The sequence below is a fragment of the Spirillospora sp. CA-294931 genome, from assembly GCF_050946795.1.
Classification (GTDB): domain Bacteria; phylum Actinomycetota; class Actinomycetes; order Streptosporangiales; family Streptosporangiaceae; genus Spirillospora.
Genome location: NZ_CP192006.1, coordinates 5,327,308 through 5,352,262, shown reverse-complemented (window position 1 = coordinate 5,352,262; position 24,955 = coordinate 5,327,308). Strand labels below are relative to the sequence as shown.

23 protein-coding genes are annotated in these 24,955 nt (G+C 71.6%); 13 read left to right on the top strand and 10 right to left on the bottom strand.

Annotated features, from left to right (window positions below):
- The first annotated feature begins 5 nt into the window (after positions 1-5).
- From ACQPY4_RS24130 to ACQPY4_RS24120, 3 genes are all read left to right on the top strand, one after another.
- Entirely contained in the window at positions 6-371 is a 366-nt protein-coding gene (locus ACQPY4_RS24130; RefSeq protein WP_433324272.1) for a VOC family protein, read from the top strand.
- A 162-nt stretch (positions 372-533) separates the two neighbouring features.
- Positions 534-1,961 (top strand): hypothetical protein, encoded by a 1,428-nt coding sequence (locus ACQPY4_RS24125; RefSeq protein ID WP_433324270.1) that lies wholly within the window; start codon positions 534-536, stop codon positions 1,959-1,961.
- Positions 1,958-3,118: an ARPP-2 domain-containing protein gene (locus tag ACQPY4_RS24120; protein WP_433324268.1), complete on the top strand. Its 1,161-nt coding sequence runs from the start codon at positions 1,958-1,960 to the stop codon at positions 3,116-3,118. The genes ACQPY4_RS24125 and ACQPY4_RS24120 overlap by 4 nt, the downstream gene beginning before the upstream one ends.
- Here ACQPY4_RS24120 and ACQPY4_RS24115 read toward each other — a convergent pair.
- Positions 3,102-3,917 (bottom strand): PIG-L family deacetylase, encoded by an 816-nt coding sequence (locus ACQPY4_RS24115; protein ID WP_433324266.1) that lies wholly within the window; start codon positions 3,915-3,917, stop codon positions 3,102-3,104. The two genes, ACQPY4_RS24120 and ACQPY4_RS24115, sit on opposite strands and share 17 nt — an antisense overlap.
- A 170-nt stretch (positions 3,918-4,087) precedes the next feature.
- Between ACQPY4_RS24115 and ACQPY4_RS24110 the strand changes: the two genes are divergently transcribed.
- A complete protein-coding gene (locus ACQPY4_RS24110; protein WP_433324264.1) occupies positions 4,088-4,591 on the top strand; it encodes an HAD domain-containing protein in 504 nt (167 codons plus the stop codon).
- A gap of 213 nt (positions 4,592-4,804) precedes the next feature.
- On the opposite strand, the gene ACQPY4_RS24105 is transcribed toward ACQPY4_RS24110, so the two are convergent.
- From ACQPY4_RS24105 to ACQPY4_RS24095, 3 genes are all read right to left on the bottom strand, one after another.
- A complete protein-coding gene (locus ACQPY4_RS24105) occupies positions 4,805-5,440 on the bottom strand; it encodes a GmrSD restriction endonuclease domain-containing protein (protein WP_433324262.1) in 636 nt (211 codons plus the stop codon).
- A 142-nt stretch (positions 5,441-5,582) separates the two neighbouring features.
- Positions 5,583-6,209 carry an NUDIX hydrolase gene (locus ACQPY4_RS24100; protein ID WP_433324260.1) on the bottom strand — a complete coding sequence of 209 codons (627 nt, stop codon included), beginning with the start codon at positions 6,207-6,209 and terminating at the stop codon, positions 5,583-5,585.
- Positions 6,210-6,221: 12 nt separating this feature from the next.
- On the bottom strand, positions 6,222-7,034 hold the full coding sequence (locus ACQPY4_RS24095) for an AraC family transcriptional regulator (protein ID WP_433324258.1): 813 nt from the start codon (positions 7,032-7,034) through the stop codon (positions 6,222-6,224).
- A 93-nt stretch (positions 7,035-7,127) separates the two neighbouring features.
- On the opposite strand from ACQPY4_RS24095, the gene ACQPY4_RS24090 reads away from it, so the two are divergent.
- Both ACQPY4_RS24090 and gltX read left to right on the top strand, forming a co-directional pair.
- Positions 7,128-7,712 carry a TIGR03086 family metal-binding protein gene (locus ACQPY4_RS24090; RefSeq protein ID WP_433324256.1) on the top strand — a complete coding sequence of 195 codons (585 nt, stop codon included), beginning with the start codon at positions 7,128-7,130 and terminating at the stop codon, positions 7,710-7,712.
- Positions 7,713-7,823: 111 nt separating this feature from the next.
- Positions 7,824-9,170: a glutamate--tRNA ligase gene (gene gltX / locus ACQPY4_RS24085; RefSeq protein WP_433338996.1), complete on the top strand. Its 1,347-nt coding sequence runs from the start codon at positions 7,824-7,826 to the stop codon at positions 9,168-9,170.
- Here gltX and ACQPY4_RS24080 read toward each other — a convergent pair.
- From ACQPY4_RS24080 to ACQPY4_RS24070, 3 genes are all read right to left on the bottom strand, one after another.
- Entirely contained in the window at positions 9,157-10,095 is a 939-nt protein-coding gene (locus tag ACQPY4_RS24080) for an urease accessory protein UreH domain-containing protein (RefSeq protein WP_433324254.1), read from the bottom strand. The two genes, gltX and ACQPY4_RS24080, sit on opposite strands and share 14 nt — an antisense overlap.
- Before the next feature lie 256 nt (positions 10,096-10,351).
- Positions 10,352-11,020, bottom strand: coding sequence for a response regulator (locus tag ACQPY4_RS24075; protein WP_433324252.1), 669 nt, complete (start codon positions 11,018-11,020; stop codon positions 10,352-10,354).
- Positions 11,021-11,126: 106 nt separating this feature from the next.
- Positions 11,127-15,350, bottom strand: a complete 4,224-nt coding sequence (locus ACQPY4_RS24070; protein ID WP_433324250.1) for a HAMP domain-containing protein — start codon at positions 15,348-15,350, stop codon at positions 11,127-11,129.
- 332 nt (positions 15,351-15,682) lie between these two features.
- On the opposite strand from ACQPY4_RS24070, the gene ACQPY4_RS24065 reads away from it, so the two are divergent.
- From ACQPY4_RS24065 to ACQPY4_RS24050, 4 genes are all read left to right on the top strand, one after another.
- Positions 15,683-17,857 (top strand): SpoIIE family protein phosphatase, encoded by a 2,175-nt coding sequence (locus ACQPY4_RS24065; RefSeq protein ID WP_433324248.1) that lies wholly within the window; start codon positions 15,683-15,685, stop codon positions 17,855-17,857.
- 30 nt (positions 17,858-17,887) lie between these two features.
- On the top strand, positions 17,888-18,220 hold the full coding sequence (locus ACQPY4_RS24060) for an STAS domain-containing protein (RefSeq protein WP_433324246.1): 333 nt from the start codon (positions 17,888-17,890) through the stop codon (positions 18,218-18,220).
- A 36-nt stretch (positions 18,221-18,256) separates the two neighbouring features.
- Positions 18,257-18,625 carry an ATP-binding protein gene (locus ACQPY4_RS24055; protein WP_433324244.1) on the top strand — a complete coding sequence of 123 codons (369 nt, stop codon included), beginning with the start codon at positions 18,257-18,259 and terminating at the stop codon, positions 18,623-18,625.
- A gap of 453 nt (positions 18,626-19,078) precedes the next feature.
- Positions 19,079-19,780, top strand: coding sequence for an SDR family oxidoreductase (locus ACQPY4_RS24050; protein ID WP_433324242.1), 702 nt, complete (start codon positions 19,079-19,081; stop codon positions 19,778-19,780).
- A 207-nt stretch (positions 19,781-19,987) separates the two neighbouring features.
- On the opposite strand, the gene ACQPY4_RS24045 is transcribed toward ACQPY4_RS24050, so the two are convergent.
- Positions 19,988-20,428, bottom strand: a complete 441-nt coding sequence (locus tag ACQPY4_RS24045) for a MarR family winged helix-turn-helix transcriptional regulator (protein ID WP_433324240.1) — start codon at positions 20,426-20,428, stop codon at positions 19,988-19,990.
- Positions 20,429-20,580: 152 nt separating this feature from the next.
- On the opposite strand from ACQPY4_RS24045, the gene ACQPY4_RS24040 reads away from it, so the two are divergent.
- Both ACQPY4_RS24040 and hemQ read left to right on the top strand, forming a co-directional pair.
- Positions 20,581-21,048 (top strand): DUF2269 family protein, encoded by a 468-nt coding sequence (locus ACQPY4_RS24040; protein WP_433324238.1) that lies wholly within the window; start codon positions 20,581-20,583, stop codon positions 21,046-21,048.
- Between the two features lie 272 nt (positions 21,049-21,320).
- Entirely contained in the window at positions 21,321-22,013 is a 693-nt protein-coding gene (gene hemQ / locus ACQPY4_RS24035; protein WP_433324236.1) for a hydrogen peroxide-dependent heme synthase, read from the top strand.
- 50 nt (positions 22,014-22,063) lie between these two features.
- On the opposite strand, the gene ACQPY4_RS24030 is transcribed toward hemQ, so the two are convergent.
- The gene (locus ACQPY4_RS24030) at positions 22,064-23,413 is read right to left on the bottom strand and encodes a class II 3-deoxy-7-phosphoheptulonate synthase (RefSeq protein WP_433324234.1); all 1,350 of its coding nucleotides are present in this window, start codon (positions 23,411-23,413) and stop codon (positions 22,064-22,066) included.
- 58 nt (positions 23,414-23,471) lie between these two features.
- A complete protein-coding gene (locus ACQPY4_RS24025; RefSeq protein WP_433324232.1) occupies positions 23,472-24,458 on the bottom strand; it encodes a sigma-70 family RNA polymerase sigma factor in 987 nt (328 codons plus the stop codon).
- Positions 24,459-24,589: 131 nt separating this feature from the next.
- Between ACQPY4_RS24025 and trxA the strand changes: the two genes are divergently transcribed.
- Positions 24,590-24,943 carry a thioredoxin gene (gene trxA, locus ACQPY4_RS24020; RefSeq protein ID WP_433324230.1) on the top strand — a complete coding sequence of 118 codons (354 nt, stop codon included), beginning with the start codon at positions 24,590-24,592 and terminating at the stop codon, positions 24,941-24,943.
- The last annotated feature ends 12 nt before the right edge of the window (positions 24,944-24,955 follow it).

Genomic DNA, 24,955 nt, shown 5'->3' with positions numbered 1-24,955 from the left:
ACGACATGAACGACACCGCGAAGCAGACCTTCTTTCCGCTCGTCAAGTACACCGACCCGGCCAAGGCGATCGAGTGGCTGGAGAAGGCGTTCGCCATCGAGCCGCACGAGATCACCAAGGACGACGAGGGCCGGATCGTCCACGCCGAGCTCCGCTACGCCACCGGCATCCTCATGATCACGCAGCAGGACGAGGCCACCACCGGCGGCCTCTATGTCGCGGTCGACGACCCCGACGCCCACCACGCCCGGGCCAAGGCCGCGGGGGCCGAGATCACGATGGAGCTGGTCGACCAGCCCTACGGCTCCCGCGAATACGGGGCCCGCGACCTGGAGGGCAACATCTGGTACTTCGGGACGTACCGTCCCTGACCACGAATAATCGGGGGATCTCCGCGATCACCGCTGTTACGGTGAGCGGGCCGGCCGCGGGACTCGAGTGCGACTTCCGGAACCCGCCTTTACAGCGATTTTTTCGCAGTTCGCGCCGCCATTCCCCGGCCGGCTCCGACCGCCGCCGACCGTGGAACGCCGATGACCGAGACCCTCGCCGACCTCGTGGCCTGCGAGGACGTCCTCATGTTCGTCAACGCCGCGATCACCGGGACGGGGCAGCGCGAGTACCACCACGACGAGGGCGAGCAGCGGCTCTCCCTCGGGTTCCTGCACGAGTACATGCTGGTGAACTACCGCGAGTTGTACGCCGCCGCGCTCGCACTCGACATCAACGACCACAACGCCGCCCTCATCGTGCGGCGGCTCCTGGAGACCACCGCCGGGACGGGGACGGAACGGCGCCGCCATGAGGGACGGCTGATCGCGCGGCGGCTGGAGCGGATGGCGCCGCAGCGCGTCTACCGGCTGTTCGGCGACCTGCGCCTGGCCGGGGTCAACAACCGCCGCACCCGCGCGATCGTCCGCGACTGGCTGGCCGCGCGGCCCGACCTGGCCTTCGACGCGGTGAAGTACCGCAACGCGCTCAAGAGCGCCGCCCGGCACGCCCACCTGCCCCTGGACGGGGAGCTGGGGACGTTTCTGTTCGCCCCCAAGACCGTCAAGGCGTTCGGGACCCCGGGCTTGGAGACGTGGCGGCGCGCGCACTACGAGCACGCCGCCCTCTACGAGCTGCCCTACACCGTCGCCGAGGGGTTCGCGGCCAAGCACGGCATCGCCCGCGAGGTGTTCCTGGAGCGGATCGAGCGGCGCATGACCCGGCTGGAGCGGCTGCGCCTCCAGGAGGACGCGCGCGGCCGCGAGGTCGGCGCCGTCCGCGACGACCTTCGCGGGATGCCGCTGACCCGGCTCGCCTCGTACGTCCTGGCGCTGCCCGCGTCCGCCCGCGCGGAGCGCAGGGACGAGCTGACCTCCGCGCTGCGCGCGGCCGCCTCGCGAGCCGCGGGCAGCCCGTGGGAGGGGCGCTGGGGACGTGTCGCGGCCGTCCTCGACGACAGCTCGTCCGCCTTCGGCTCGTGGGCCAAGCGGCGGCGCCCCCTCGCGGTCGCGATCGCCGCGCATTATCTGCTGGAGGCGCTCGCGGAGGAGTACACCCCGTACTGGACGTCCGGCCGCACCGACGCCCTGATGCTGGAGCCGTACGGGCCGACGCCGATCGGGGAGCGTGTGCTGGACGCCCTGGAGTGCGCGCCGGACCGGCTGATCATCGTCTCGGACGGCTGGGACAACGCGCCGCCGGGTCTGGCCGCCGAGGTCCTGCGCGTCTGGCGCACCCGCCTCGACCCGGACCACGAGGTGGCGATCACGCACCTCAACCCCGTCTACGACGCGGGCGGCTTCGACGTGCGGCGGCTGGCGCCGACGGTGCCGACGGCGGGCGTCCGCGACGCCGAGGACCTGCTGACCTTGGTGGAGCTGGCGCGGTTCGCCGAGGGCCGGGTCGGCCTGGACGAGCTGCGCGCCCACCTCGACGATCGGGTGGGCCGTTTCCTGGAGGCAGGCGCATGACCTTCCAGCTGGACGGCCTTCATACGGGGCCCGCGCAAACGTGGGGTTCGATCCGCCTCGTGCCCCTGCTGCGGGACGAGCCGATCCGCGACCTGAGGCTGCACCGGCGTGTCTACGACCAGGCGCCCTCGGTGGTGGACGTCGGGGACGGCACCGCCTACGTCTCGTTCATCCCGCACGCCTTCGTCGCCGTCTGGGGCCCCGACAACGGGGCCGCCGCCTCCTACGGCACCCGGATGGAGGCGAAGGACGACCGGGGAGTCGCTCCGCCGCGCATGCCGATCAAGATCAGGCGCCGCATGGCCCGGCGCGTCGCCAAGGACCGCCTGCGCTTCCTGCCGCTGCACCTGGCCGTCGAGGGATATCTCGCGCTGCACTTCGGCGGTCCCGAGATCGCCTGGGAGGAGTGGTCGCGGCGCGCGGTCGCCAACGGCCTCTCGCCGCGCTGCGAGGAGGCCTACACCGGCGACCGCGTCCGTGGCCTGGAGGACGCGCTGCGGATCTTCGAGATCCATCCCGGGCAGTGCGGAGTGCTGGTCTACGTCGCCGAGGCCCTGGCCAGCGCGTTCGTCGTCCCGCATCCCGACGACTACCGGTCGCTGCACCCGACGCTGGTCGAGGACCTGTTCGGCGAGCTGGTCTACCAGTACGGCCTGCTCGGGGCGCCCACCGCCGACCTGGACGGCACGATCGACGCGACCCGGGTGAGATCGCTGGCCGACCTGCGGGCGGAGGCCCGGCGCAGGAGCCGCGACTGGGCCGGGTTCCACGACGAGGTGATGGCCGGACTGCTGTTCGACGAGGACGGATCGCGGCAGACCGTCCAGTACCTGAAGGGCTTCGAGCTCTCGCGCTTCCTGCCCGCGTTCACGCCGGGCCGCGAGAACCACATCGGCGAGACCATCACCGGCGACGACGGACGCGTCGCCTACCTGAAGACCTACCGCTTGTCGGAGGGGCAGATCCGCCGCGGTCACCTGCTGACGCGGCTGGCCGCCCACGACTGGCGCCTGGACGACACGGCCGCGGCCCTGGGCGTCGACCTCCCGGCACTGGCACTGCGGCTCGAACGCGCCGGTTTCGCCTATCTCCTGCGCCAGGACGTCCTGGACCGCTACCGGGCCGCCAGGCGCAAGGGCCTCAGCGGAGGCCGGTGAACAGGTCGTCCTCGTGGTCGGGGACCGGGACGCGGCTGAAGCGGCGGATGAACGGCTCGGTGCCGAAGATCAGGCTCTGGACCTCCTCCGGCAGGCGCAGCAGGAAGAGGTTCTCGGTCTGGCTGGCATGGGCCTGCAGGGCCTTGCGCTTGCGGTCGGCGTACGGGGAGACGTCGACCGTGCTGGTGATCTGCTCGTCCGGGACGCCGAAGTCTTCGGGCAGATCGATATCGGCGGGATCGATGCCGACCGACCTCAGATGATCGAACATCCGCGCGATGCTCGAACGGGGGACGGCCGTGTAGTAGAGCTTTTCGGGGATGCCGGTCCGCTCGGCCGCCGCGACGGCAACGCGGTGCGCCTGGATGTGGTCGGGATGGCCGTAGCCGCCGTTCTCGTCGTAGGTGACCACGACCTGCGGGCGGTAGCGCTCCATCAGCTCGCCCAGCCGCGCCGCGGCGGTCTCGACGGGGATGTTGGCGAACGCCTCGGGGTGGTCGTTGGCCGTCCAGCCGACCATGCCCGAGTCGCGGTGGCCGAGCATCTCCAGGTCGCTGATGCCCAGCAGCTCCACCGACTCCTGGAGCTCGGCCAGGCGCTGGCGGGCCACGCCCTGGGCGTCGTGCCCGGGCTCGCCCGGCTTGACGCCGCCGGCGCCGTCGCCCTGCTCGCCGTTGGTGCACGTCACCAGGACGGTGCGGATGCCCTCGGCGGCGCACCGGGCCAGCAGCCCGCCGGTGCCGAGGACCTCGTCGTCGGGGTGCGCGTGCACCGCCATCAGCGTGAGCTCGTCTCGCATCGCTGAAACTCCTCGGGGGCGTGAGGTCGCGTGCATCGGCCGGCCCGGCCCACTCTAAGACCCGCCTCGGACATCCCCGGCCGCCGGGGTGCGCGGCCACTCCGGGCCAAGTGGATCTTGGCGGCCCGGATCCTTCGACTTCGGGGCGGAGCATGCCGTACGGTCCTGATATGGGGTCGCCGCTGGTGCTGCTGGACGTTGACGGGGTGCTGAACCCGCTCGAAGGGCCGCATGAGGGTTACCAGCGGCATCAGTGCTCGCCGCAGGGCATCACCTACCGGCTCTGGCTCCATCCCGGGCACGGGCGGATGCTGCTCGACATGGTCGAGGCCGCCGGTGCCGAGCTGGTCTGGGCCAGCTACTGGTGCGACCACGCGAACGAGTGGATCGCCCCCCGGGTGGGCCTCCCACGCATTCCCTACGTGCCGATCCCGCGCTTCCCCGGCGTCGAGGAGGGCCGCACGCTCGGCGCCTGGAAGGCCCGGCACGTGGCGGCCTGGTCCGAGGGACGCCCCTTCGTGTGGTTCGAGGACGAGCCCGACGTCACCACCTGCATCGCCGCCGAACCCGGGGTGGGAGAGCACCTTCTGGTGGCCACCGACCCGCTGGTCGGCCTGACCGAGGAGCACATCGAACGCGCGGCGGGTTGGCTACGCGACCTCAGCACCCGCTGACCCCCACCCCTTAGGCCGTCCCCCCGACCCACCAGACCCCCAACGCTCGCCACTCCCGAATGCAGGAAGGGCGGGCGTGCTCGGGCGGGGCGTTCGGCGGTGGGTGGAGGGGAGAGTCGTGGTGGACGGGTGAGGCCCCGGGCCGTGTGGGAGCGGGGATCGCTACACGGGCCGGGGCCTCGGACGAGCCGTCTGATCAGTCGGAGCCTCTGATCAGCAGGTGCCCAGGAGGCGGTTCAGCGCGTCCTTCTCGGCGGTGTCGACGGTGAGCTTGTAGCGGAACTTCACGTCGATCCACGACAGGGCGTAGGTGCAGTGGAACGAGCTCAGCGGCGGCGTCCACTCGGCGGGGTCCTTGTCGCCCTTCTCCTGGTTGACGTTGTCGGTGACCGCCCACAGCTGGGAGCTGGACAGGTCGTTGGCGAACTTCTCGCGCTCGGAGGTCGTCCAGCCGCTGGCGCCGGACCGCCAGGCCTCGGCCAGGGCGACCATGTGGTCGATGTCGACGTCGGACGCCTGCGTCCAGGTGGCGCCGTCGTAGGGGCTGTCCCAGGTGCCCGACTCGGCCGCGCAGTCCGAGCCGGTCTGGACGTCCTCGCCGTCGCGCTTGAGGACCTCCTCGCGGGTGTTGCAGCTGCCCGAGACGGTGCTCCAGTGGGGGAACTTGTCGCGGTCGTAGCCGGAGTCCGAGCCCTCGGCGGCGACGGTCAGCGCCTCCAGGTTCTTGGCGGCGGTCTCCTTGCCCGGCGGTGGCGGGGGAGCGGCGGTGGCGGCCGGCGGCGCGACCAGCGCGCAGACGGGCACGGCGGCCGCGGTGAGAGCGATGGCGAATCTTCCCGTGCGCTTCACGGGGATCCTCCCTCTAGCTGGGGATCATGGACCGCCTCAGTCTCAATTAGGTTGATAAACCGTAAATGTCGGTTTGATTAAGGGCATGATCATGTATGGGGCGTGACCTGCGGAAAGGAAGGGCGAAAATTCGCGCCGGAAGTTACCGGCGGGTCCAGTCGGGCTGGACGAAGTCGGCGACGCGCGCGTCCCGGCCCAGCAGGACGACCTCGCGGAACTGCCACAGCATCGCGCCCGTCGGCGGGTGCACCACCCAGCCGGGCCCGAGCCGCATCTGGAGCAGCCGCCCGCCGTCGAGCTGCGGCACCCAGCGGGGTGTCCCGTCGTCGGCCAGCCTGGCCAGCGTCACTCGGTGGACGGAGTGCACCTCGTCCGGGCTGGGACGCAGCTCGCCCGGCTCGTCCACCGCCACCACGACCGGGGTGATCGTGAAGCCGGACGAGGCCGGGAAGTCGTCCAGCCGTCCGAGCAGGTCGGCGGGGTCGACCTCCAGACCGAGTTCCTCGTGCAGCTCGCGCAGGGCGGCCCGCTCGGGCGTCTCGCCCTCGTCGACGCGGCCGCCGGGCAGGCCCCACTGGCCCGCGTTGCGGCCCTTGTAGGCCCGCTTGATGAGGACGACCGAGGGCACGCCCTCGTCCTCCAGGACGCACAGCACCACTCCGGCCCGGCGCGTCCCGGGGGCGTCGGGGACGGTCGCGTGCGCGAAGGCCGACAGCCGCTCGGACGCGACCTCGCGGAACGCGCGCAGGCTCTCGAAAAGGGTGCTCACCGGGAGATCTTCTCAGGCGTCCCGCGCGTATCGGGCGGGGGAGGTGCCCACGGAGGCGGTGAAGTCGCGCGTGAAATGGGCCTGGTCGGAATATCCGAGCTCGGCCGCCAGCGCCGCCCAGTCGATTTCGGTGCCGTCCGCCGCGCGCTCGGCGGCCTCCAGCATCCGGAACCGGCGGATCACCCATTTGGGCCCGACCCCAACGTATTCGCGGAAGAGGCGCTGCACGCCCCGCTCGCTCATGCCCAGCGACGCGGCGAGTTCTCCCACCCGGCCGACGCCCTCGCCGATGCCCGCGACGATGCGCGCCGCCGTTTCGGCCCGCGGATCGGCCTCGGGTTCCCGCCCGGTCAGGAACGCCTCCAGCACCGCGACCGCGTCCTCGGCCCCGGGTGTCGCGAACACCTGCTCGCCCAAGGCCCGTCCGGCCTCGCCGAACACCGCGTCCACGGCCAGGAAGCGCCCGGTGATCGAGGCCACCGGCCGTCCGAGGAACGGCCGGAACCCGCCCGGACGGAACCCCGCCCCGACGACGCGGCCCTCGTCGGCGATCTCCTCGACGAACTCGTCACGGACCACACCCACGATCCGCGCGCGCTTCGCGCCGCTGGTCAGGTAGCTGGTGAACGTCATGTGCACGCTCGGCCGCGTCAGGACCCGCTGCCGGTGCGGGGGCTCACCCCGCAGGTCCCACGTCAGGACCCAGAAGAAGTCGACGAACGGGGCCAGTGCCGCGCAGGGCGCGAACTTGATCACCTGGAACCGCTCGCGTGCCGTCCGCGCGTGCAGGATGCCGCGCGTGCTCGCGGACAGGACCCGGCCCATGGCCCCAAGGTTAGCGTCGCGTTTCTTCAAGACACCCCGCCCTGCCGGCTCTACCGTGGAATCCCTGTTCAGAGCCCTGTTCGAAGGAGAACCATGGAAACGCGGAGCCTCATGGTGCCCGCCGCGGAGGCGGCCGCGCGCATCGTCCGGGACGTCCCGACCGACCGCCTGGACGCGCCGACCCCGTGCCCCGACTGGTCCGTGCGCGACGTCGTCAACCACCTGATCTACTGGAGCGCCCGCGGCGCGACCGCCGCCCACAAGCAGCAGCCGCCGCCCGGCCCCGGCGAGGACCACGACTTCACCGCCGAGGGCGACTGGGCCGAGCTGTACGCCGTCCAGGTCCGCAAGTCCGCCGAGGCATGGTCCGAGGCCGCCGCCTGGGAGGGCCAGACCAGCCTCAGCGGCGCCCAGCCCGGCATGCCCGCCCCCATGATCGGCGGGATGCTGCTGGGCGAGTGCGTCCTGCACGGCTGGGACCTGGCCGTGGCCACCGGTCAGCCCGCGGCCTTCCCCGGGGAGATCGTCCAGGCCGCCTACGACCAGCTCGTCCCGACGGCGGAGATGGGCCGCCAGTACGACGCGTTCGGCCCCGAAGTCCCCGTCCCGGACACGGCGCCCCTTCTCGACCGCCTCCTGGGTCTCTCGGGCCGAGACCCCCGCTGGAAGCCCGCCTGACTCGCCGGGGGCGGCGTGATCACGGCGCGAGGTGGGGGCGAGGCGCTCTAGGCTGGGGGTATGTCTTCCACCTCTTCGATCCGTGTTCGTTTCGCGCCGTCCCCGACCGGGATGTTCCATGTCGGCGGGGCCAGGTCGGCCCTGTTCAACTGGGCGATGGCCAAGCAGTCGGGCGGGACGCTCGTGCTGCGGATCGAAGACACCGACACCTCGCGCAACAGCCCCGAATGGACCGAGGGCATCATCCGCGCCCTGGCCTGGCTCGGGATGGACGGCGGCGAGTACGAGGGCCCCTACTTCCAGTCGGCCAACGCCGACAAGCACGCGGCGGCCGCCACGACGCTGCGCGAGCAGGGGCGCGCGTACTACTGCGACTGCTCGCGCGACGACGTCACCGCGCGCACGGGCGACCAGCACAAGGGCTACGACGGGTTCTGCCGCGACCGGGGGCTGGAGCCGGGCGACAAGCGCGCGCTCAGGTTCCGGACGCCGGACGAGGGTCAGACCACGGTCGTCGACCTCCTGCGCGGCAAGCCGGTGTTCGAGAACGCGGTCCTGGAAGACTTCGTCATCGCGCGCGCCGACGGGTCGGTGACGTTCCTGCTGGCCAACGCGGTCGATGACATGAGCCAGAACATCACCCACGTCGTCCGCGGCGAGGAGCACCTGTCCAACGCGCCCAAGCAGCAGCTGCTGTGGGAGGCGCTCGGAGGCGAGCCTCCCGTATGGGCGCACGTTCCGGTGATCGTGAACGAGAAGCGCCAGAAGCTGTCCAAGCGCCGCGACAAGGTCGCGCTGGAGGACTACCGCGACGAGGGCTACCTCGCCGAGGCCATGCGCAACTACCTGATGCTGCTGGGCTGGGCGCCGTCCGACGACCGCGAGATCGTCCCCTGGGAGGTCATGGTCGCCGAGTTCCGCATCGAGGACGTCAACACCTCGCCCGCGTTCTTCGACGTCAAGAAGCTGCGGGCGATCAACGGCGAGTACGTCCGCGCGCTGTCGGCGCTCGACTTCACCGCGGCCTGCCTGCCGTTCCTCGACGCCGCGCCGTTCGAGGTCGACCCGGCGGTGTTCGACCAGCTCGCGCCGCTGGCGCAGACCCGCGTGGCGCTGCTGTCGGAGATCACCGCGATGGTCGACTTCGCGTTCCTTCCCGAGCCGCCGCTCGACGAGCAGTCCTGGAACAAGGCGATGAAGGAGCCGGCCGCCGACATCCTCGCCGCCGCCGAGGAGGCCTACCGCGACGCCCCCTGGGAGACCGAGGAGCTCAAGAACCGCCTCGAGCGGGTCGGCGCCGAGCGCGGCCTCAAGCTCGGCAAGACCCAGGCGCCCGTCCGCGTCGCGGTCACCGGCCGCACGGTGGGGCTGCCGCTGTTCGAGTCCCTGGAGATCCTGGGACGCGAGCGCACCCTCGCCCGCATCGCCGCCGCGCGCGCCAAGCTCACCGGAACGTGATCGCCCCGGGGAAGTGGCCGGACGCGCACAGGAAGCGCATCCGGCCCTTCCCGGGAGTCCCGAGATCCAGGCGCGTGGCGCCGGTGGCGGGCAGCACGGCGTCCAGGCCCCTGCCCGGGACGCTGAACGCCCTGGTGTGGCCTCGCGTGTTCTCCGTCCGGACCTCCAGGACGGTCCGTACCCCTGCCCGCGCCGTGAGCAGCGCCGGACGGTAGCCCTCGTCCAGGGCCCAGAGGGTGACGACCTGCGTCCCGTCGGGCTCGGTGCGGACGAACCGGGCGTCGGCGGCGGCCGTGCCCGCGTCGCCGCCGGGCAGCCAGCCGCCCAGGCGCAGCCCCGACATCAGCGTCCACGCCGCGACCGCCACGAGCGCGACGCCGACGAGCGAGGTCAGCCGCCCCCGCGTCAGGGCCCGTCCCACCGTCATACCGACGACCCCGAAGACCGGCGCGGTGCCGAGAACGAACCCGGCCATGACCACGGCGCCCCCGAGTGGCGAGCGCGATGTCACGGCCAGGAACTCCGCCGTCAGCGTCAGCGCGCACGGGACGAACACCGTCGCCGCCCCGAGCAGCACCGGCGTCCCCCGGGACGGCTCGTCCCGCTCGCAACGCGAACGACGGGGGAGTAGCCGCAGCCCCAGGAGATCCAGGGCGAAGAGCGCCAGCGCGACCCCCGCCACGGCCAGCATCAACCCTCGCGCCTGCGGCCCCGGTCGCAGCACGCCCCCGACGAGCCCGAGCAACGCGCCGAGCACGGTGTGCACCACCAGCTTGCCCGCCAGGAACCCCGCCACCGGCCGGACCGAACACCCGGCCCCTCGCACCGCCGAGGCGAGCAGACCGACCTGGACGACGGCGCACGACGTCGCGCCCGCCAGGACGCCCGTGCCCGCTCCCGTCACGAACAACGCGCCGGTGTTCATCGCCCGGCCCGTCCCCGCCTCACCCCACCCCCAACCGCACCACCCAGCCAGCCACCCCTCCCCCCACGGCGACATCCTGCTCCCAACCACACCGCCCGGCCAGCTCCGCCTGTCTTTGCGGCAGCGCTCCGCTTCCCATCGGGTTGGGCGGTCGTGCCTGGTCTTGCGGCGGTCCCGGCTCTCATGCGCGTCGGCCGTGGCGACACCGCGCTCTCGACCGTGTCGGGTGGGCGGGACTCTGTGCTTGTGGTGGTGGTTAGGGGGTGGCGTCGCCGTCTGGAGGGGTGGTGGGGGTCAGGGCGCTGCGGAGTTGGGCGGCGCGGCGTTCCAGTTCGTCGAAGTCGGTGCGCAGGTCGGACGGGACGTGCTTGCCCAGTTCCTCCAGCTGCTCCTCGACGGAGGCCAGGCGGGCCATGACCTCGGTGCCCGCGCCGGGGGCGTTCTGGCCGGGGTTGGGTTTGGCCTGGAGCAGTGCGGCCTGTTCGCGCAGGAGCGCGGCCTGTTCGCGCAGGAGGCCCGTCTGGTCGCGCAGTTGCTTGTTCTTGTTGTGCAGCTCGACGAACACCGAGACCTTCGCGCGCAGGACCCACGGGTCGAACGGCTTGGAGATGAAGTCGACCGCGCCCGCCGCGTAGCCGCGGAAGGCGTAGTCGGGGTCGCTGTTCACCGCGGTCAGGAAGATGATCGGCAGGTCGCGGGTCTTGCGGCGCCGCTTGATGTCGCGGGCGGTCTCGAAGCCGTCCATGCCGGGCATGACGACGTCCAGCAGGATGACCGCGTACTCGTCGGTGAGCAGCGCCTTCAGCGCCTCCTCACCGGATCGGGCCCGGACCAGGTCCTGGTCGAGCGAGCTGAGGATGGCCTCGAGCGCGATGAGGTTCTCCTCGCGGTCGTCCACGAGCAGGATCTTCGCCTTGTCGTCCACGCGTGGTCTCTCCGATCCTCTCCCGGCTCGGCACCGGCCGCCGACGGCGCCGAGCCCGCGCTCCTCCTGCGGGGTGCGCCGAGCGGCGCCCCCGATTCCTGGACGCCTAGCGGGCGTTGGAAGGCTGCAGCCAGGTCCGCATCACGTCCAGGAGCCGGTCGACGTCCACCGGCTTGGCCACGTAGTCCGACGCCCCGGCCGCCAGGCTCTTCTCCCGATCGCCCTTCATGACCTTGGCCGTGATCACGATGATCGGCAACTCCGCGAACTGGGGCATCTCCCGGATGGCCGCCGTGGTGGCGTAGCCGTCCAGTCCGGGCATCATGATGTCCATGAGTACCAGGGCGACGTCCGGGTTGCGGTGCAGCACCTCGATCCCGGCGTGGCCGTCCTCGGCGTACAGCACCTCCATCCCGTAGCCCTCCAGCACGCTGGTGAGCGCGAAGACGTTGCGGACGTCGTCGTCGACGATCAGGACCTTGCGGCCCGAGAGCACCGTGTCGAGGAAGTCGGCCGGCGGCTCGTCCAGCAGCCCGGCCATGGCGGGCTCGCCCTCGCCGCCGCGTTCGGCCGAGCCCGCGGGACGCTTGCGCGGCATGGCGGGCTGTATCGGGGCCGACGACGAGGCGGGCGGGGCGATCGCGGCGTCCGGCTCGGCCGGCAGGACGGTGCCGCGGCGCTTGCCGTCGGGCTCGGTGTACTGGGCGGGCAGGTAGAGCGTGAACACGCTGCCCTGGCCCGGCTGGCTCTCGGCCTGGATCTCCCCGCCCAGCAGCCGGGCGATGTTCCGGCTGATCGACAGGCCCAGCCCGGTGCCGCCGTAGCGGCGGCTGGTGGTGCCGTCGGCCTGCTGGAACGCCTCGAAGATGACCTGGAGCTTGTCGGCGCTGATGCCGATGCCGGTGTCGATGACCCGGAAGGCGATCACGTCGGGGGTGTTCCAGAGCGCGGGCAGCGTGAAGGTGATGTCGCCCGCGCGCTCGATGCGCAGCCGCACCTCACCTTCGGCGGTGAACTTCACCGCGTTCGACAGCAGGTTGCGCAGCACCTGCTGCAGCCGCTGCTCGTCGGTGTTGAGCGTCCCGGGGACGTCCGGCGCGACGTCCACGCCGAACCCCAGGCCCTTGTCGACCGCCAGCGGACGGAACGTCGCCGCGACATAGTCGACCAGCCCCGACACCGCGAGCCGCTGCGGGTGCAGCTCCATCTTCCCGGCCTCGACCTTGGCCAGGTCGAGGATGTCGTTGATCAGCTCGTGCAGGTCGGTGCCCGAGTCGTGGATCGTGCGGGCGAACTCGACCTGCTTGTCGGTGAGGTTGCCGCCCGGGTTCTCCGACAGCAGCTTGGCCAGCACCAGCAGGCTGTTGAGCGGCGTGCGCAGCTCGTGCGACATGTTCGCCAGGAACTCGGACTTGTACCGTGAGGAGATCGCCAGCTGCTCGGCGCGCTCCTCCAGCGTCCGGCGGGCCTGCTCGATCTGGAAGTTCTGGATCTCGATCGCGCGGTTCTGCTGGGCCAGCAGCGCCGCCTTCTCCTCCAGCTCGGTGTTGGAGTTGCGCAGCTCGCCCTGCTGGCGCTGCAGCTCGTCCGAGCGCTCCTGGAGCTCCTTGGCCAGCCGCTGCGACTCGGTCAGCAGCGCCTCGGTGCGCGAGTTGGCGCTGATCGCGTTGAGCGTGACCCCGATGGTCTCGATCAGCTGGCTGAAGAACGCCAGGTGCACGTCGGTGAACCGGCCGAAGGACGCCAGCTCGATCGCGCCGAGCACGGTGTCCTCGAACACGATCGGCATCACGATGATGTTGACCGGGGACGACTCCCCGAGCCCCGACCCGATCTTGATGTAGTCGCCGGGCGCGTCGGTGATCAGCAGCGTGCGCCGCTCGAGCGCGGCCTGCCCGACCAGGCCCTCGCCCAGGCCGAACCGCAACGACCGGCCGCGGTTCTTCTTCAGCCCGTAGCTGGCGATCAGCGCCAGCTCGGTCTCCTCGCCCGGGCTCTCGCCGCCGACCGGCTCGGCCAGGTAGAACGCCCCGTACTGCGCGCTGGCCGTCGGCGTCAGCTCGCTCATGATCAGGTCGGCGACCTGCATGAGGTCGCGGTGGCCCTGCATGAGACCGCCGATGCGCGCCAGGTTGCTCTTGAGCCAGTCCTGTTCCTCGTTGGCCAGGGTCGTCTCGCGGAGCGTGGCGACCATCAGGTTGACGTTGTCCTTCAGCTCGGCGACCTCGCCGCGCGCCTCGACGGTGATCGAACGAGTCAGGTCGCCGGTGGCGACCGCGCTGGCCACCGCGCCGATCGCGCGGACCTGGGTGGTCAGGTTGCCCGCCAGCTCGTTCACGCTCTCGGTCAGGCGCTTCCAGGTGCCGAACACGCCCTCGACCTCGGCCTGCCCGCCCAGGCGCCCTTCGGTGCCCACCTCGCGGGCCACACGGGTGACCTCGGACGCGAACGACGACAGCGTGTCGACCATCGTGTTCAGCGTGGTCTTCACCTCGAGGATCTCGCCCTGGGCGTCGACGTCGATGCGCCGGGTCAGGTCGCCGTGCGCGACCGCGGTCGCCACCTGCGCGATGTTGCGGACCTGGTAGGTCAGGTTGGACGCCATGCCGTTGACGTTGTCGGTGAGGTCCTTCCACATGCCGCCCGCGCCCGGCACGATCGCCTGGCCGCCGAGGCGCCCCTCGGTGCCGACCTCGCGGGCGACGCGGGTGACCTCGTTGGCGAACGCCGACAGCGTGTCGACCATCGTGTTGATGGTGTCCTTGAGCTGGAGGATCTCGCCCTGCGCGTCCACGGTGATCTTCTTGCCCAGGTCGCCCTGCGCGACGGCCGTGGTGACCTGCGCGATGCCCCGCACCTGCGTGGTGAGGTTGTTGGCCATCGAGTTCACGTTCTCGGTGAGGTCGCGCCACACCCCGCTCACGCCCGGAACCCGCGCCTGGCCGCCCAGCCGCCCCTCGGTGCCCACCTCCCGGGCCACGCGGGTGACCTCGTCGGCGAACGCCGACAGCGTGTCGACCATCGTGTTCACGGTGTCCTTGACCTGGAGGATCTCGCCCTGCGCGTCCACCGTGATCTTCTTGGTGAGGTCGCCGCCCGCGACCGCGGTGGTGACCTGCGCGATGTTGCGGACCTGGTAGGTCAGGTTGGACGCCATGCCGTTCACGTTGTTGGTGAGGTCCTTCCAGACCCCGCTCACCCCGGGCACCCGGGCCTGGCCGCCGAGGATGCCCTCGGTGCCGACCTCGCGGGCGACGCGGGTGACCTCGTCGGCGAACGCCGAGAGGGTGTCGACCATCTGGTTCACGGTCAGCTTCAGCTGCAGGATCTCGCCCTGCGCGTCCACCGTGATCTTCTTGCCCAGGTCGCCGCCCGCCACCGCCGTGGTCACCTGGGCGATGTTGCGGACCTGGTAGGTCAGGTTGTTGGCCATCGCGTTGACGTTGTCGGTCAGGTCCTTCCAGACCCCGCTGACGCCCCGGACGTTGGCCTGCCCGCCCAGCTGCCCCTCGGTGCCCACCTCGCGGGCGACACGCGTCACCTCGCCCGCGAACGCCGACAGCTGGTCGACCATCGTGTTCACGGTGAGCTTGAGCTCCTGGAGCTCGCCGGTCGCCTCGACCGTCACCTTGCGTGTCAGGTCGCCCTTGGCGACCGCCGTGGTCACCTCGGCGATGTCGCGGACCTGCGAGGTGAGGCGTCCCGCCATCGCGTTCACCGCCGCGGTCACGTCGCGCCACCGGCCCGTCATGCCCCGGCCGGACGCCTGGCCGCCCAGGCGCCCCTCGGTGCCGACCTCCCGGGCGAACTGGGTGACCTCCCAGGTGAACTGGTCGAGCAGCTCGACCATGGAGTTCACCGACTTGGCCATCCGCAGCAGCTCGCCCCGCATGGGCCTGCCGCGCACCCGCAGCTCGACCCGCTGGCTCAGGTCGCCCGCCGCGACCGCGGCCACGACCTGGTGCATCCCGGTCGAGAGGTCGGTCAGCTTGTCGATGATCGCGTTGGCGTCCTCGACCGACGTCGCCCAGCTGCCCCGCAGCGCGCCGGGCCGCAGCCGTCCCTGAAGCTGCCCCTCGCGGCCGATCTCCCGCCGGACGCGGCTCAGCCCCGACGCGAGCTCGTCGCTGTTCTCGCGTATCTCCTCAAGGATCGCGGCGGCCTCGGCCACCGCGCCCTCGCCGGGCACGTCCAGCTCGGTCTTGGTCTTGCCGTCGCGGACCGCCGCCAGGGCCCTCAGCAGAGGTTCGAGATCGGCGTCGCTGTACCGAGGCGTCGTGTCACGAGGCGAACCTCCGTTGTGACGGGAGCGGGATGCGGTACGGGGCATGCTTCTTCATCCTCCTGGCCCGCGATGTGGGGTACCCGGGACTCACGGACACCTTTCCCTGGGCCGCATCAGTACTCTACGTCGCCGGACGACAGGGGCGGCGGCCCTGGGTCGGCGATAAGGTCCGGCATAGGCTTGTAGTCTCCGTGTTACGGTCTGTTGAGGTCGTGACGGGCTGAGTTTGGAGACGAACTGGGCCCGGAGACGGGCGGAGCCTGGAGTCAGACACAGCGGCGGACGGAGCGTCCGCCTGGCCGAGTTACCGGCCGGTCTGCCACGATAGGCCAGACCCACGGCCCGACGCTTCAAGCGCTTCAAGTGAGGAACCACTGTTGGAACGGCAGACGGTGTCGGCCACCTTCCCGTCCGCCGCGGGCTCGGTCGCGGACGCACGGCGGTTCGTCCGGCGCGTCCTGACCGACTGGGGCGTCGAGGAGTCCGCCGACGACGCCGTGCTGGCCACCAGCGAGCTGGCCACCAACGCCGTCACCTACGCCGGCACCTCCTTCGAGGTCGCCTGCCGCCTGGGCGACGGTGAGATCCAGGTCGAGGTCCGCGACCTGCACCCGACCCGCACCATCTCCATGCCCGGCATCAACGCCTCCAGCGGGCGCGGTCTCCCGTCCATCGCCCGCCTGGCCCTGTCGTGGGGCGTCACCTACGACCGCCGCACCAAGGGCGTGTGGTTCCGGCTCCCGGGTCCCGGCGGCGGCAACGGCGCGGAGACCGGGACGGCACCCCTCGCCGAGGCGGTCATCGGGGCCGAGCCCGGCGACGACGACCTGCCCGCCGAGCCCGCGCGTTCCGCCGACGACGCCATGACCTCGGCCCTGCCCGGGGCGGGCGACCGGCTGCTGCGCTCGGCGGAGGCCAAGGAGATCCTCGGCGACGCCGTCGCCACCGTCCGCGAGGTCATGGAGAGCGACGGCGCCGCCGTCCTGCTGACCGAACGCGACGGACGCCTCGTCCTCGGCGCGTCCGAGGGGCTGCCCGGGGGAGTGCCGCTGGGCGAGCTTTCGGTGGTCAACCTCGGCCCCGACGCGCGCTCCGGCTCCCCGTGGTTCGCCACCGACGCCTCCGACCCCATCGCCGCCGCCCTGCACGCCCGCTCCCTGGCCGCCGCCCCGATCGAGGCGCAGGGCCGCCTCACCGGCCTGGTCGTCGCGCTCTCCTCGGCGCCCGACCGCTTCGACGGCGCGGCCGCCGCCCGGCTCGGACGCGTGGCCGACGAGATGTCGCTCTCGCTGGAGAAGGCACGAGTCGGCGAACTGGAACGGTCCTGGCGCGGCTGGCTGAGCTTCGTCGCCGAGGCCAGCGACCTGCTGGCCGGAACCCTCGACCAGGAACGCACGATGGCGCTCGTCGCCCAGCTCGTCGTGCCCCGCCTGGCCACCTGGTGCGCCGTCTACACCGTCGCCGACGGCGGCGCCGCCCGCCTGGCCTACGTCTGGCACGCCGACGAGGACCGCGCCGACGGCCTGCGCGACCTGCTGGAGAACGCCGGGTCCGAGCCGCCCGTCGACGCCCCCGGCCCCTGGAGCGGCCTGGCGACCGCCCCCGAGCGGGTGCGCGCCGCCGCCAAGGTCACCGCGGGCGACCAGGCCTACGGCTTCCCCCTGATCGCGCGCGGCCGCCGCATCGGCACGATCGTCATCGGCCGCCCGCCCGGCGACCGCTTCCCGCGCAGCGCCATCGAGCTGGCCGAGGAGCTCGGCCGCCGCGCCGCGCTGGCCGTCGACAACGCGCGCCTGTACTCCGAGCAGACCGCGATGAGCAGCGCGCTGCAACGCAGCCTGCTGCCCCCCGACGTCCCCGAGATCCCCGGCCTGGAGGTCGCGGTCGTCTACGAGCCCGCGGGGGAGGGCAGCGAGGTCGGCGGCGACTTCTACGACGTCTTCGAGCGCTCGGACGCGTCCGGCCAGGCGGCCCGCTGGCGCTTCGCCATCGGGGACGTCTGCGGCACCGGCCCCCAAGCCGCGGCCGTCACCGGGCTTGCCCGCCACGCGCTGCGCATCCTCGCCGCCGAGGACATGTCCGTTCCGGGCGTTCTGACCCGCCTGAACCGGCTGATCCTCGGCGAGGGGGAGCGGGGCCGCCTGCTCACCCTGCTGCACGGCGAGATCACGCCCCGGCCACGCAGGGACGGCGTCACGATCAGGCTCACCAGCGCCGGGCACCCGCCGCCGCTCGTCCTCGACCCGGACGGAACCGTCAAGGAGGTGGCCTCGCCGCAGCCGCTTCTGGGCGTCTTCGACGGCGTCGACTTCCATACCGACACGGTCGAGCTGCGGTCGGGCCAGGTGCTCCTTTGCGTCACCGACGGCGTCACCGAGCGGCGCTCCGGAGCCCGCCTGCTCGGCGACGGCCACGGGCTCGAACGCCTCCTGGCGGGCTGCACCGGGCTCAGCGCCGGCGCCGTGGCCGCGCGGATCCAGCGCGCGGTCCGCGATTTCGGTCCCGAGCCCTCGGGCGACGACGTTGCCCTCATCGTTCTCCGGGCGTCATGATGGACCCAACAATCGGTAAGGTGGGGTGGCGTGGGTCTTGCCTTGCACACGACACGACTTGAGGGTCGCGCGACGGTCGCCGCGCGCGGCTCGATCGACCTGCACTCCTCCGACGAGCTGAGGGTGCGACTGACCGAGCTGGTCGACGCCGGCGAGCGCGAGGTCGTGGTCGACCTCACGGCCGTCGACTTCTGCGACTCCTCGGGCCTGAACGTTCTGGTGCGCGCCTACAAGCACGCCCGCGCCCAGAACGCCAACCTGACCGTCACCGGCGCCTACGGGCGCGTAGAGAACGTTTTGCGGACCACGGGCCTCGACCGGTTCCTGATCGGCGGCTCGGCCGAGGAGGGCGTAGGCACATGACCCGCCAAGACCGCGTGGACTCGAGTGACTGATCCCATGACCGAGACCACACTCCGCGCCGCCCCCCAGACCGAGGCGGTCGAGTACGCGCGCCGCCTCGCCGCCCGCACCATGCGCACCTGGGCCCTCATGGACCGCGAGGAACTGGTGACGGCCATCGTGGCCGAACTGGTCGCCAACGCCGTCCTGCACGCCGGAACCGCCCTGGAGCTCCGCCTCCAGCGCGGCACCGGCCGAATCCGCGTCGAGGTCCGCGACCGCGCCGCCCAACTGCCGCGCCTCACCGTCCCCGGCCCCCTCGACGAATCCCACCGCGGCCTGTTCATCGTCGACCGCTTCGCCAGCACCTGGGGCGCCGAACCCGTCACCGGCGGCAAGGTCGTCTGGGCCGAAGTAACCATCTGACCCCGAGCACCCCCACCACGCCCCCTGCCGGCCGACCTCGCTGACCGAGCCCATCCCGGCGGCGTCGGCGTGGCCGACACCGCCGACGTCAATGAGACCCCCCGTCCCGACCGAGCACGCCTCGTGCCGCACGAGCGCGCTTCGTGCCGACTGAGCACGCCCTGCGCCGACCGAGCACGCCTCGTGCCGACCGAGTGCGTCGGGTGCCGCACGAGCACGCCTCGCGCCGCACGAGCCGCGCCTGGCGCCGCGCGAGCGCGTCGGGTGCCGACCGAGCGCGCTTCGTGCTGACCGAGCACGCCTTTGCGCCGACCGAGCGCGCCTCGTCACGACCGAGCGCGCCTCGAGCTGGTCGAGCGCGCCTCGTGCCGTGCGAGGCTCGGTGTGCTGCGGGCGGGCGATGTCGTGGGTGGCTCCTAGGATGGGCGGGACGCGATCGTGAAGCGAGGGGCCATGTCAGAAACGCCGGTGGCGCTCATAACCGGGGGCGGTAGCGGGATCGGGGCCGCCACCGCGCGCGGGCTCCTGAATCTGGGGTATCGCGTCACCGTCACCGGGCGTGGAGAGGCGCGGCTGCGCGGCTTCGCCGAGGAGCTGGGGTCGCCGCCCGAGCTGCTGACCATCGCCGGGGACGCGGCCGACTACGAGTCGGTCCAAGCGGCCGTGACGGCCTCCGTCGAGGCGTTCGGGTGCCTTGACGCGGTGGTGGCCAACGCCGGGTTCGCCTCCTTCGACGACATCACCGATGGCGACCCCGCTCTCTGGCGCGACATGGTGCTGACCAACGTCCTGGGGCCCGCGCTCCTGATCCGGGCCGCCCTTCCCGCGCTGAAGGAGACCCGGGGACGGATCGTCCTCATCGGCAGCGTTGCCGGGGTCGTCTACAGTCCCGGCAACATCTACGGGGCCACCAAGTGGGCCGTGACCGGCATGGCCGAGAACACCCGGCGCTTGGTCACCGGCGACGGGGTGGGCGTGACCCTGGTCAACCCTGGAGCCACCGAGACCGCCTTCTTCGACGCCGGGGGTGGCCCCCCGGACCGCGCGATGATGACGCCCGAGCACATCGCCGGGGCGATCATCTGGGCCCTCACCCAGCCTCCCGGGGTGGACGTCAACACCCTGACGATCCGTCCGTCGCCCTCGCCGCTCTAGCTCAGCGCGCCGGTCTCAACGGCCTCAAGGGGCCGGTCTTCCATCGGCTCAGGGGCCCGTTCTCAGCAGCTCAGGGGGCCAGCCGCATCAGCCTTCGGGGGGCGGTCGTCCATTAGCTCAGGGGGCAGCCGCATCAGCCTCTGGGCGCGGGACTTCCGTCGGCTCAGGAGCCCGTGCTCAGCAGCTCAAGGGGTAGCCGCCTCAGGCTCAGGGGCCCGGTCTCATCAGCGTGAGCAGGGTGGACTGGAGGGTCTCGCGCTGGTCGTCCGGCAGGTCCCCGGTGAGTTCGGCGTCCAGGCGGGCGACGACGGCGCGGACCTGCCCCAGGAGCTCGCGGCCGGTTTCGGTGATCTCCAGACGGGCGGGGTGGCCCTTGCCCGCGTCGGCGCGGCTGACGGCGCCGAGGTTCTCCAGGGCGCGGACGGTGGCGAGCATGCTCGGGGTCGTGATGCCCGAGCGCCGGGCCAGGTCGCTGTAGGACAGGTCGGGACGGCGCGAGAGGTGCCCGAGGGCGCCGAGATGGCGCATGGTCAGCCCGAGCTCGGCGAGCTCGCCCTCCAGACGCTGCTGCAGCTTGCGTCCCGCGCCGATCAGCTGCATCACCGGCGACGAGGCCAGCTGGCCCGGCTTGGTCTCGTTCTCTCCCACTGACCTGGCCTTTCCGCGCTGATGGGGGGGTCCTTCGCGTCGGGTAGAAAGCGTAGCTTAAAGTCTAGCTAATAGCTCACCTAACGCCTAGAGGGGGACTTCTTGCCCGTCAGATCGAGAAGCGCCGCGCGACCAGCGACACCGGGGGAGCGATGACCGCGTTCCTCCTGTCGGTCCACATCCTGGCCTCGATCGTCTTCATCGGGCCGGTCACGGTCGCGGCGAGCATGTTCCCGCGCTACGCCCGCGCCGCCCTGGAGGGCGGCCCGGGACCGCGCGCCGCGGTGGGGGTCCTGTACCGGATCAGCCGCGTCTACGCCGTCCTGGGGCTGGCCGTCCCGGCGTTCGGCGTGGCGACCGGGGCCCAGATGGACGTCCTGTCCGAGCCGTGGCTCCTGGTCTCGATGGCGCTCACGGCCGTGGCGGCGCTCATCCTGCTCCTGCGGGTACTGCCGGGGCAGGAGGCGGTCATCCGAGCCCTGGACGCCGACGACCCGCCTCCGCCCGCCATGGCGCGCGTGGTGGCCCGGCTCGGCATGTCCTCCGGCCTCTTCGCGCTCACCTGGGCGGTCGTGGTGGTTCTGATGATCACGCGTCCCGGCTCGACCACGGGGGTCTGAGTGAACCCGCTCCAGGCCCTGCGTGTCGTGGCCGCCGTCGAGGCGGTGTCGCTGATCGTCCTGCTCGGCAACCTGTTCACCGTCCACCTGGAGGCGGTCGCGTCGCTGACCGGCCCGGTCCACGGCGGCGCCTACCTGGGCACCATCGCCGGCACGCTGCTGCTGCCCGGGGCCGGACGCCCGGTGAAGCTGTTCGCCCTCATCCCCGGCTTCGGGGGCGTCCTCGCCCTCCGGCGCCTCCACCGAGACCGCGCTGACGAGGAGTGTTTCCCATGTCCGAGACCAACGCCGCCCGCATCCGCGAGCTCAACGACACGACCCGCTACACCATGTGGTCGGTGTTCAAGTCCCTGCTGCCCGTCCGGCCCGAGGAGCGCGACGGCGTCGCCGCCGAGGTGACCGCGCTGTTCAAGGAACTCACCGCGCGGGACGTCGTCATTCGGGGGACCTACGACGTGTCCGGCCTGCGGGCGGACGCCGACCTGATGCTCTGGACCCACGCACCCTCGGCCGACATGCTCCAGGACGCCTACCGGGCCTTCCGCCGGACTAGCCTCGGCCAGCGGCTCGGCCCCGTATGGTCGCAGCTGGCCGTGCACCGTCCCGCCGAGTTCAACAAGAGCCACATCCCCGCGTTCCTCGCCGACGAGGCCGCCCGCGCGTGGGTGTGCGTGTACCCGTTCGTCCGGTCCTACGAGTGGTACCTGCTGCCGGACGAGGAACGCCGCGCGCTCCTGGCCGAGCACGGCCGCATGGGACGCGGATACCCCGACGTGCGCGCCAACACCGTGCCCAGCTTCGCGCTCGGCGACTACGAGTGGATGCTCGCCTTCGAGTCCGACGACCTGCACCGCATCGTCGATCTGATGCGTGACCTGCGCGCGTCGGGGGCGCGGCGGCACGTCCGCGAGGAGGTGCCCTTCTACACCGGACGCCGCAGGTCGATCGCGGAGCTCATCGAGTGAGACCGTGGCCGCTCGTCCTCCCGGGTGCGGGAGGACGAGCGGACGCCGGATCAGACCGTGCGGCGGTAGAGCTCGGCGACCATGAACGCCAGATCGAGGGACTGACCGCGGTTGAGCCGGGGGTCGCAGGCCGTCTCGTACCGCTGGTGGAGGTCGCCCTCGACGATCTCGTGGCCGCCGCCCACGCACTCGGTGACGTCGTCGCCGGTGAACTCGATGTGGATGCCGCCCGGGTGGGTGCCCAGGGCGCGGTGGACCTCGAAGAAGCCGGTGACCTCGTCCAGGACGTCGTCGAAGCGGCGTGTCTTGTGCCCGCTGGGAGCCTCGAAGGTGTTGCCGTGCATCGGGTCGCAGATCCAGGCGACCGGCGCGCCCCCGCGCTCGACCTTCTCGATCAGCGGCGGCAGCGCCTCGCGGATCTTCCCGGCGCCCATACGGGTGATGAAGGTCAGCCGTCCGGGCTCGTGCTCGGGGTTGAGCTTCTCGACCAGGGCCAGCGCGTCGTCGGCGGACGTGGTGGGCCCGAGCTTCACGCCGATCGGGTTGCGGATCTGCCGCAGGAACTCCACGTGGGCGCCGTCCAGCTGGCGGGTCCGCTCGCCCAGCCACAAGAAGTGGGCGGAGACGTCGTAGGGGAGCCCGCTGCGGCTGTCGGTGCGGGTCAGGGCCCGCTCGTATTCGAGGAGGAGGGCCTCGTGGCTGGAGTAGAACTCCACGCCGTGGAACTCGTCGGGGTTGGCGCCGCAGGCCTTCATGAAGGTCAGGGCGCGGTCGATCTCCCCGGCCAGGCGCTCGTAGCGCTGCCCGGCGGGGCTGTTGGCCACGAAGTCCTGGTTCCAGGCGTGCACCTGGCGCAGGTCGGCGTAGCCGCCCTTGGTGAAGGCGCGGCAGAGGTTCAGGGTGACCGCGGAGCAGTGGTAGGCCTGGAGCAGCCGCCACGGATCGTTCCGACGCGAGTCGGGGGTGAAGTCGAAACCGTTGACCGCGTCCCCCCGGTAGGCGGGCAGTTCAAGGCCGTCGCGCGCCTCCATCGACTTGGAGCGGGGCTTGGCGAACTGCCCCGCCATCCGGCCGATCTTGACCACCGGGACGCTGGCCGCGTAGGTGAGCACGACCGCCATCTGGAGGAGGGTCTTGAGCTTGTTGCGGACCGCGTCGGCCGTCGAGCCGTCGAAGGTCTCGGCGCAGTCGCCGCCCTGAAGGACGAACGCCTCACCGAGGGCCACGGCGGCCAGCCGCTCCTTGAGCTGGTCGCACTCACCGGCGAAGACCAGCGGGGGCTGCTTGGCGAGCGCGCCGGCGACGGCCTCGACCTCGGCCGGGTCGTCCCACTCGGGTTGCTGCAACGCGGGGAGGGCGCGCCAGGCGTCCAGCTCCCCCGAGACGTTAGGTGTGCTCACAGAGGTCAAGGTTATGGCACTTCCGGCGTACCGGCATGAGACCGAACGGCGTTCGATCTCATGCCGCGACCCGGGAGCCCGTCGACTGCGGCTCCGACAGCGCCCGGCGCCCGGACAGATCGGCCTCGTTGGCCATCTGCCGCAGGCGGCGCAGGGAACGGTCGGTGATCTGCCGGACGCGGTTGTGGCTCAGCCCGTACCTGGCCCCGATCTGGGCGTACGACAGCGGCTGGCCGCTGTCCATGCCGAACCGGGCACGCAGGATGGCCGACTCCCGCTCCGGAAGGCGATCGAGCAGCCGGGCCAGGCCCTCGACGTCGTCCAGCGCGAGAATCTCGGCCTCGGGAGTGATCGCCTCGGGGTCTTCCAGTAGGTCGCCCATGGGGGTCTCACCGGCGTCGTCCACGGTGGCGTCCAGGCTCGCGGGGTCGCGCCGCCAGCGCATCAGCTCCGAAACGTGCTCGGGCTCGGCGCCCAGCGCCTGGGCCAGCTCGTCCTTGGTGGGCTCGCGGCCGAAATCGCGGCTGAGCTGCCGCTCGGCCCGGCGCAGACGCGAGAGCTCCTCCTCCACATGGACGGGCAACCGGATCGTCCGGGCGGTGTGACTGAGGCCACGCCCGATCGCCTGCCGGATCCACCACGTAGCGTAGGTGGAGAACTTGTAACCGCGCTGGTAGTCGAACTTCTCGACGGCGCGCATCAACCCGAGGTTGCCCTCCTGGATGAGGTCGATGAGCGGCAGAGAGTCGGTGGGGTATTTGCGGGCGATCGAGACCACGAGGCGCAGGTTCGCCTCGACGAAGCGCTGTTTGGCGCTCAGCCCGGCCTCGACCAGCTCGCTCAGCTCCTCCAGGGACGCGCCTTCGGGCGGCGTGCCCTGCTCCAGAAGCTGTTCGGCGTACAGGCCCCCCTCGATCGCCTTGGCCAGATCGACCTCTTCCACCGCGTCGAGCAGCGGCGTGCGGCCGATCCGATCGAGGTACGCCCCGACGAGGTCCTTGTCGGGGGTGTCGATCCTTTCGCCCTTGGTACGGGTTGCAGCCATCCTGACCCTTCTCCGGTGCGATTCCCTAGTGGGACAACGAGAATCACGGTGCTGTGATTCCCAACTGGGGAATACTGCGAGGCGGTTCGCCGCTCCTAACGTTCTGATACCCCGATTGAGGAGAAGACGACATGGCGACGGTCACACTGACCGCGGACAACTTCGACGAGGTCGCCCAGGGCGACGGGATCGTGCTGGTCGACTTCTGGGCCGCCTGGTGCGGACCCTGCCGCCGGTTCGCGCCCATCTTCGAGAAGGCGGCCGACAAGCACCAGGACATCGTGTTCGGCAAGATCGACACCGAGGCCCAGCCGGAGCTGTCCGAGCGATTCGGGATCTCCTCGATCCCCACGCTCATGGCGATCCGCGAGGGCGTCATCGTCTTCGCCGAGCCGGGCGCCCTCCCGGACTCCGTCCTGGAGAACGTGATCGAACAGGTGCGCGACCTCGACATGGACGACGTCCGCCGCCGCCTGAAGTCCTGACCGACCGCTAAC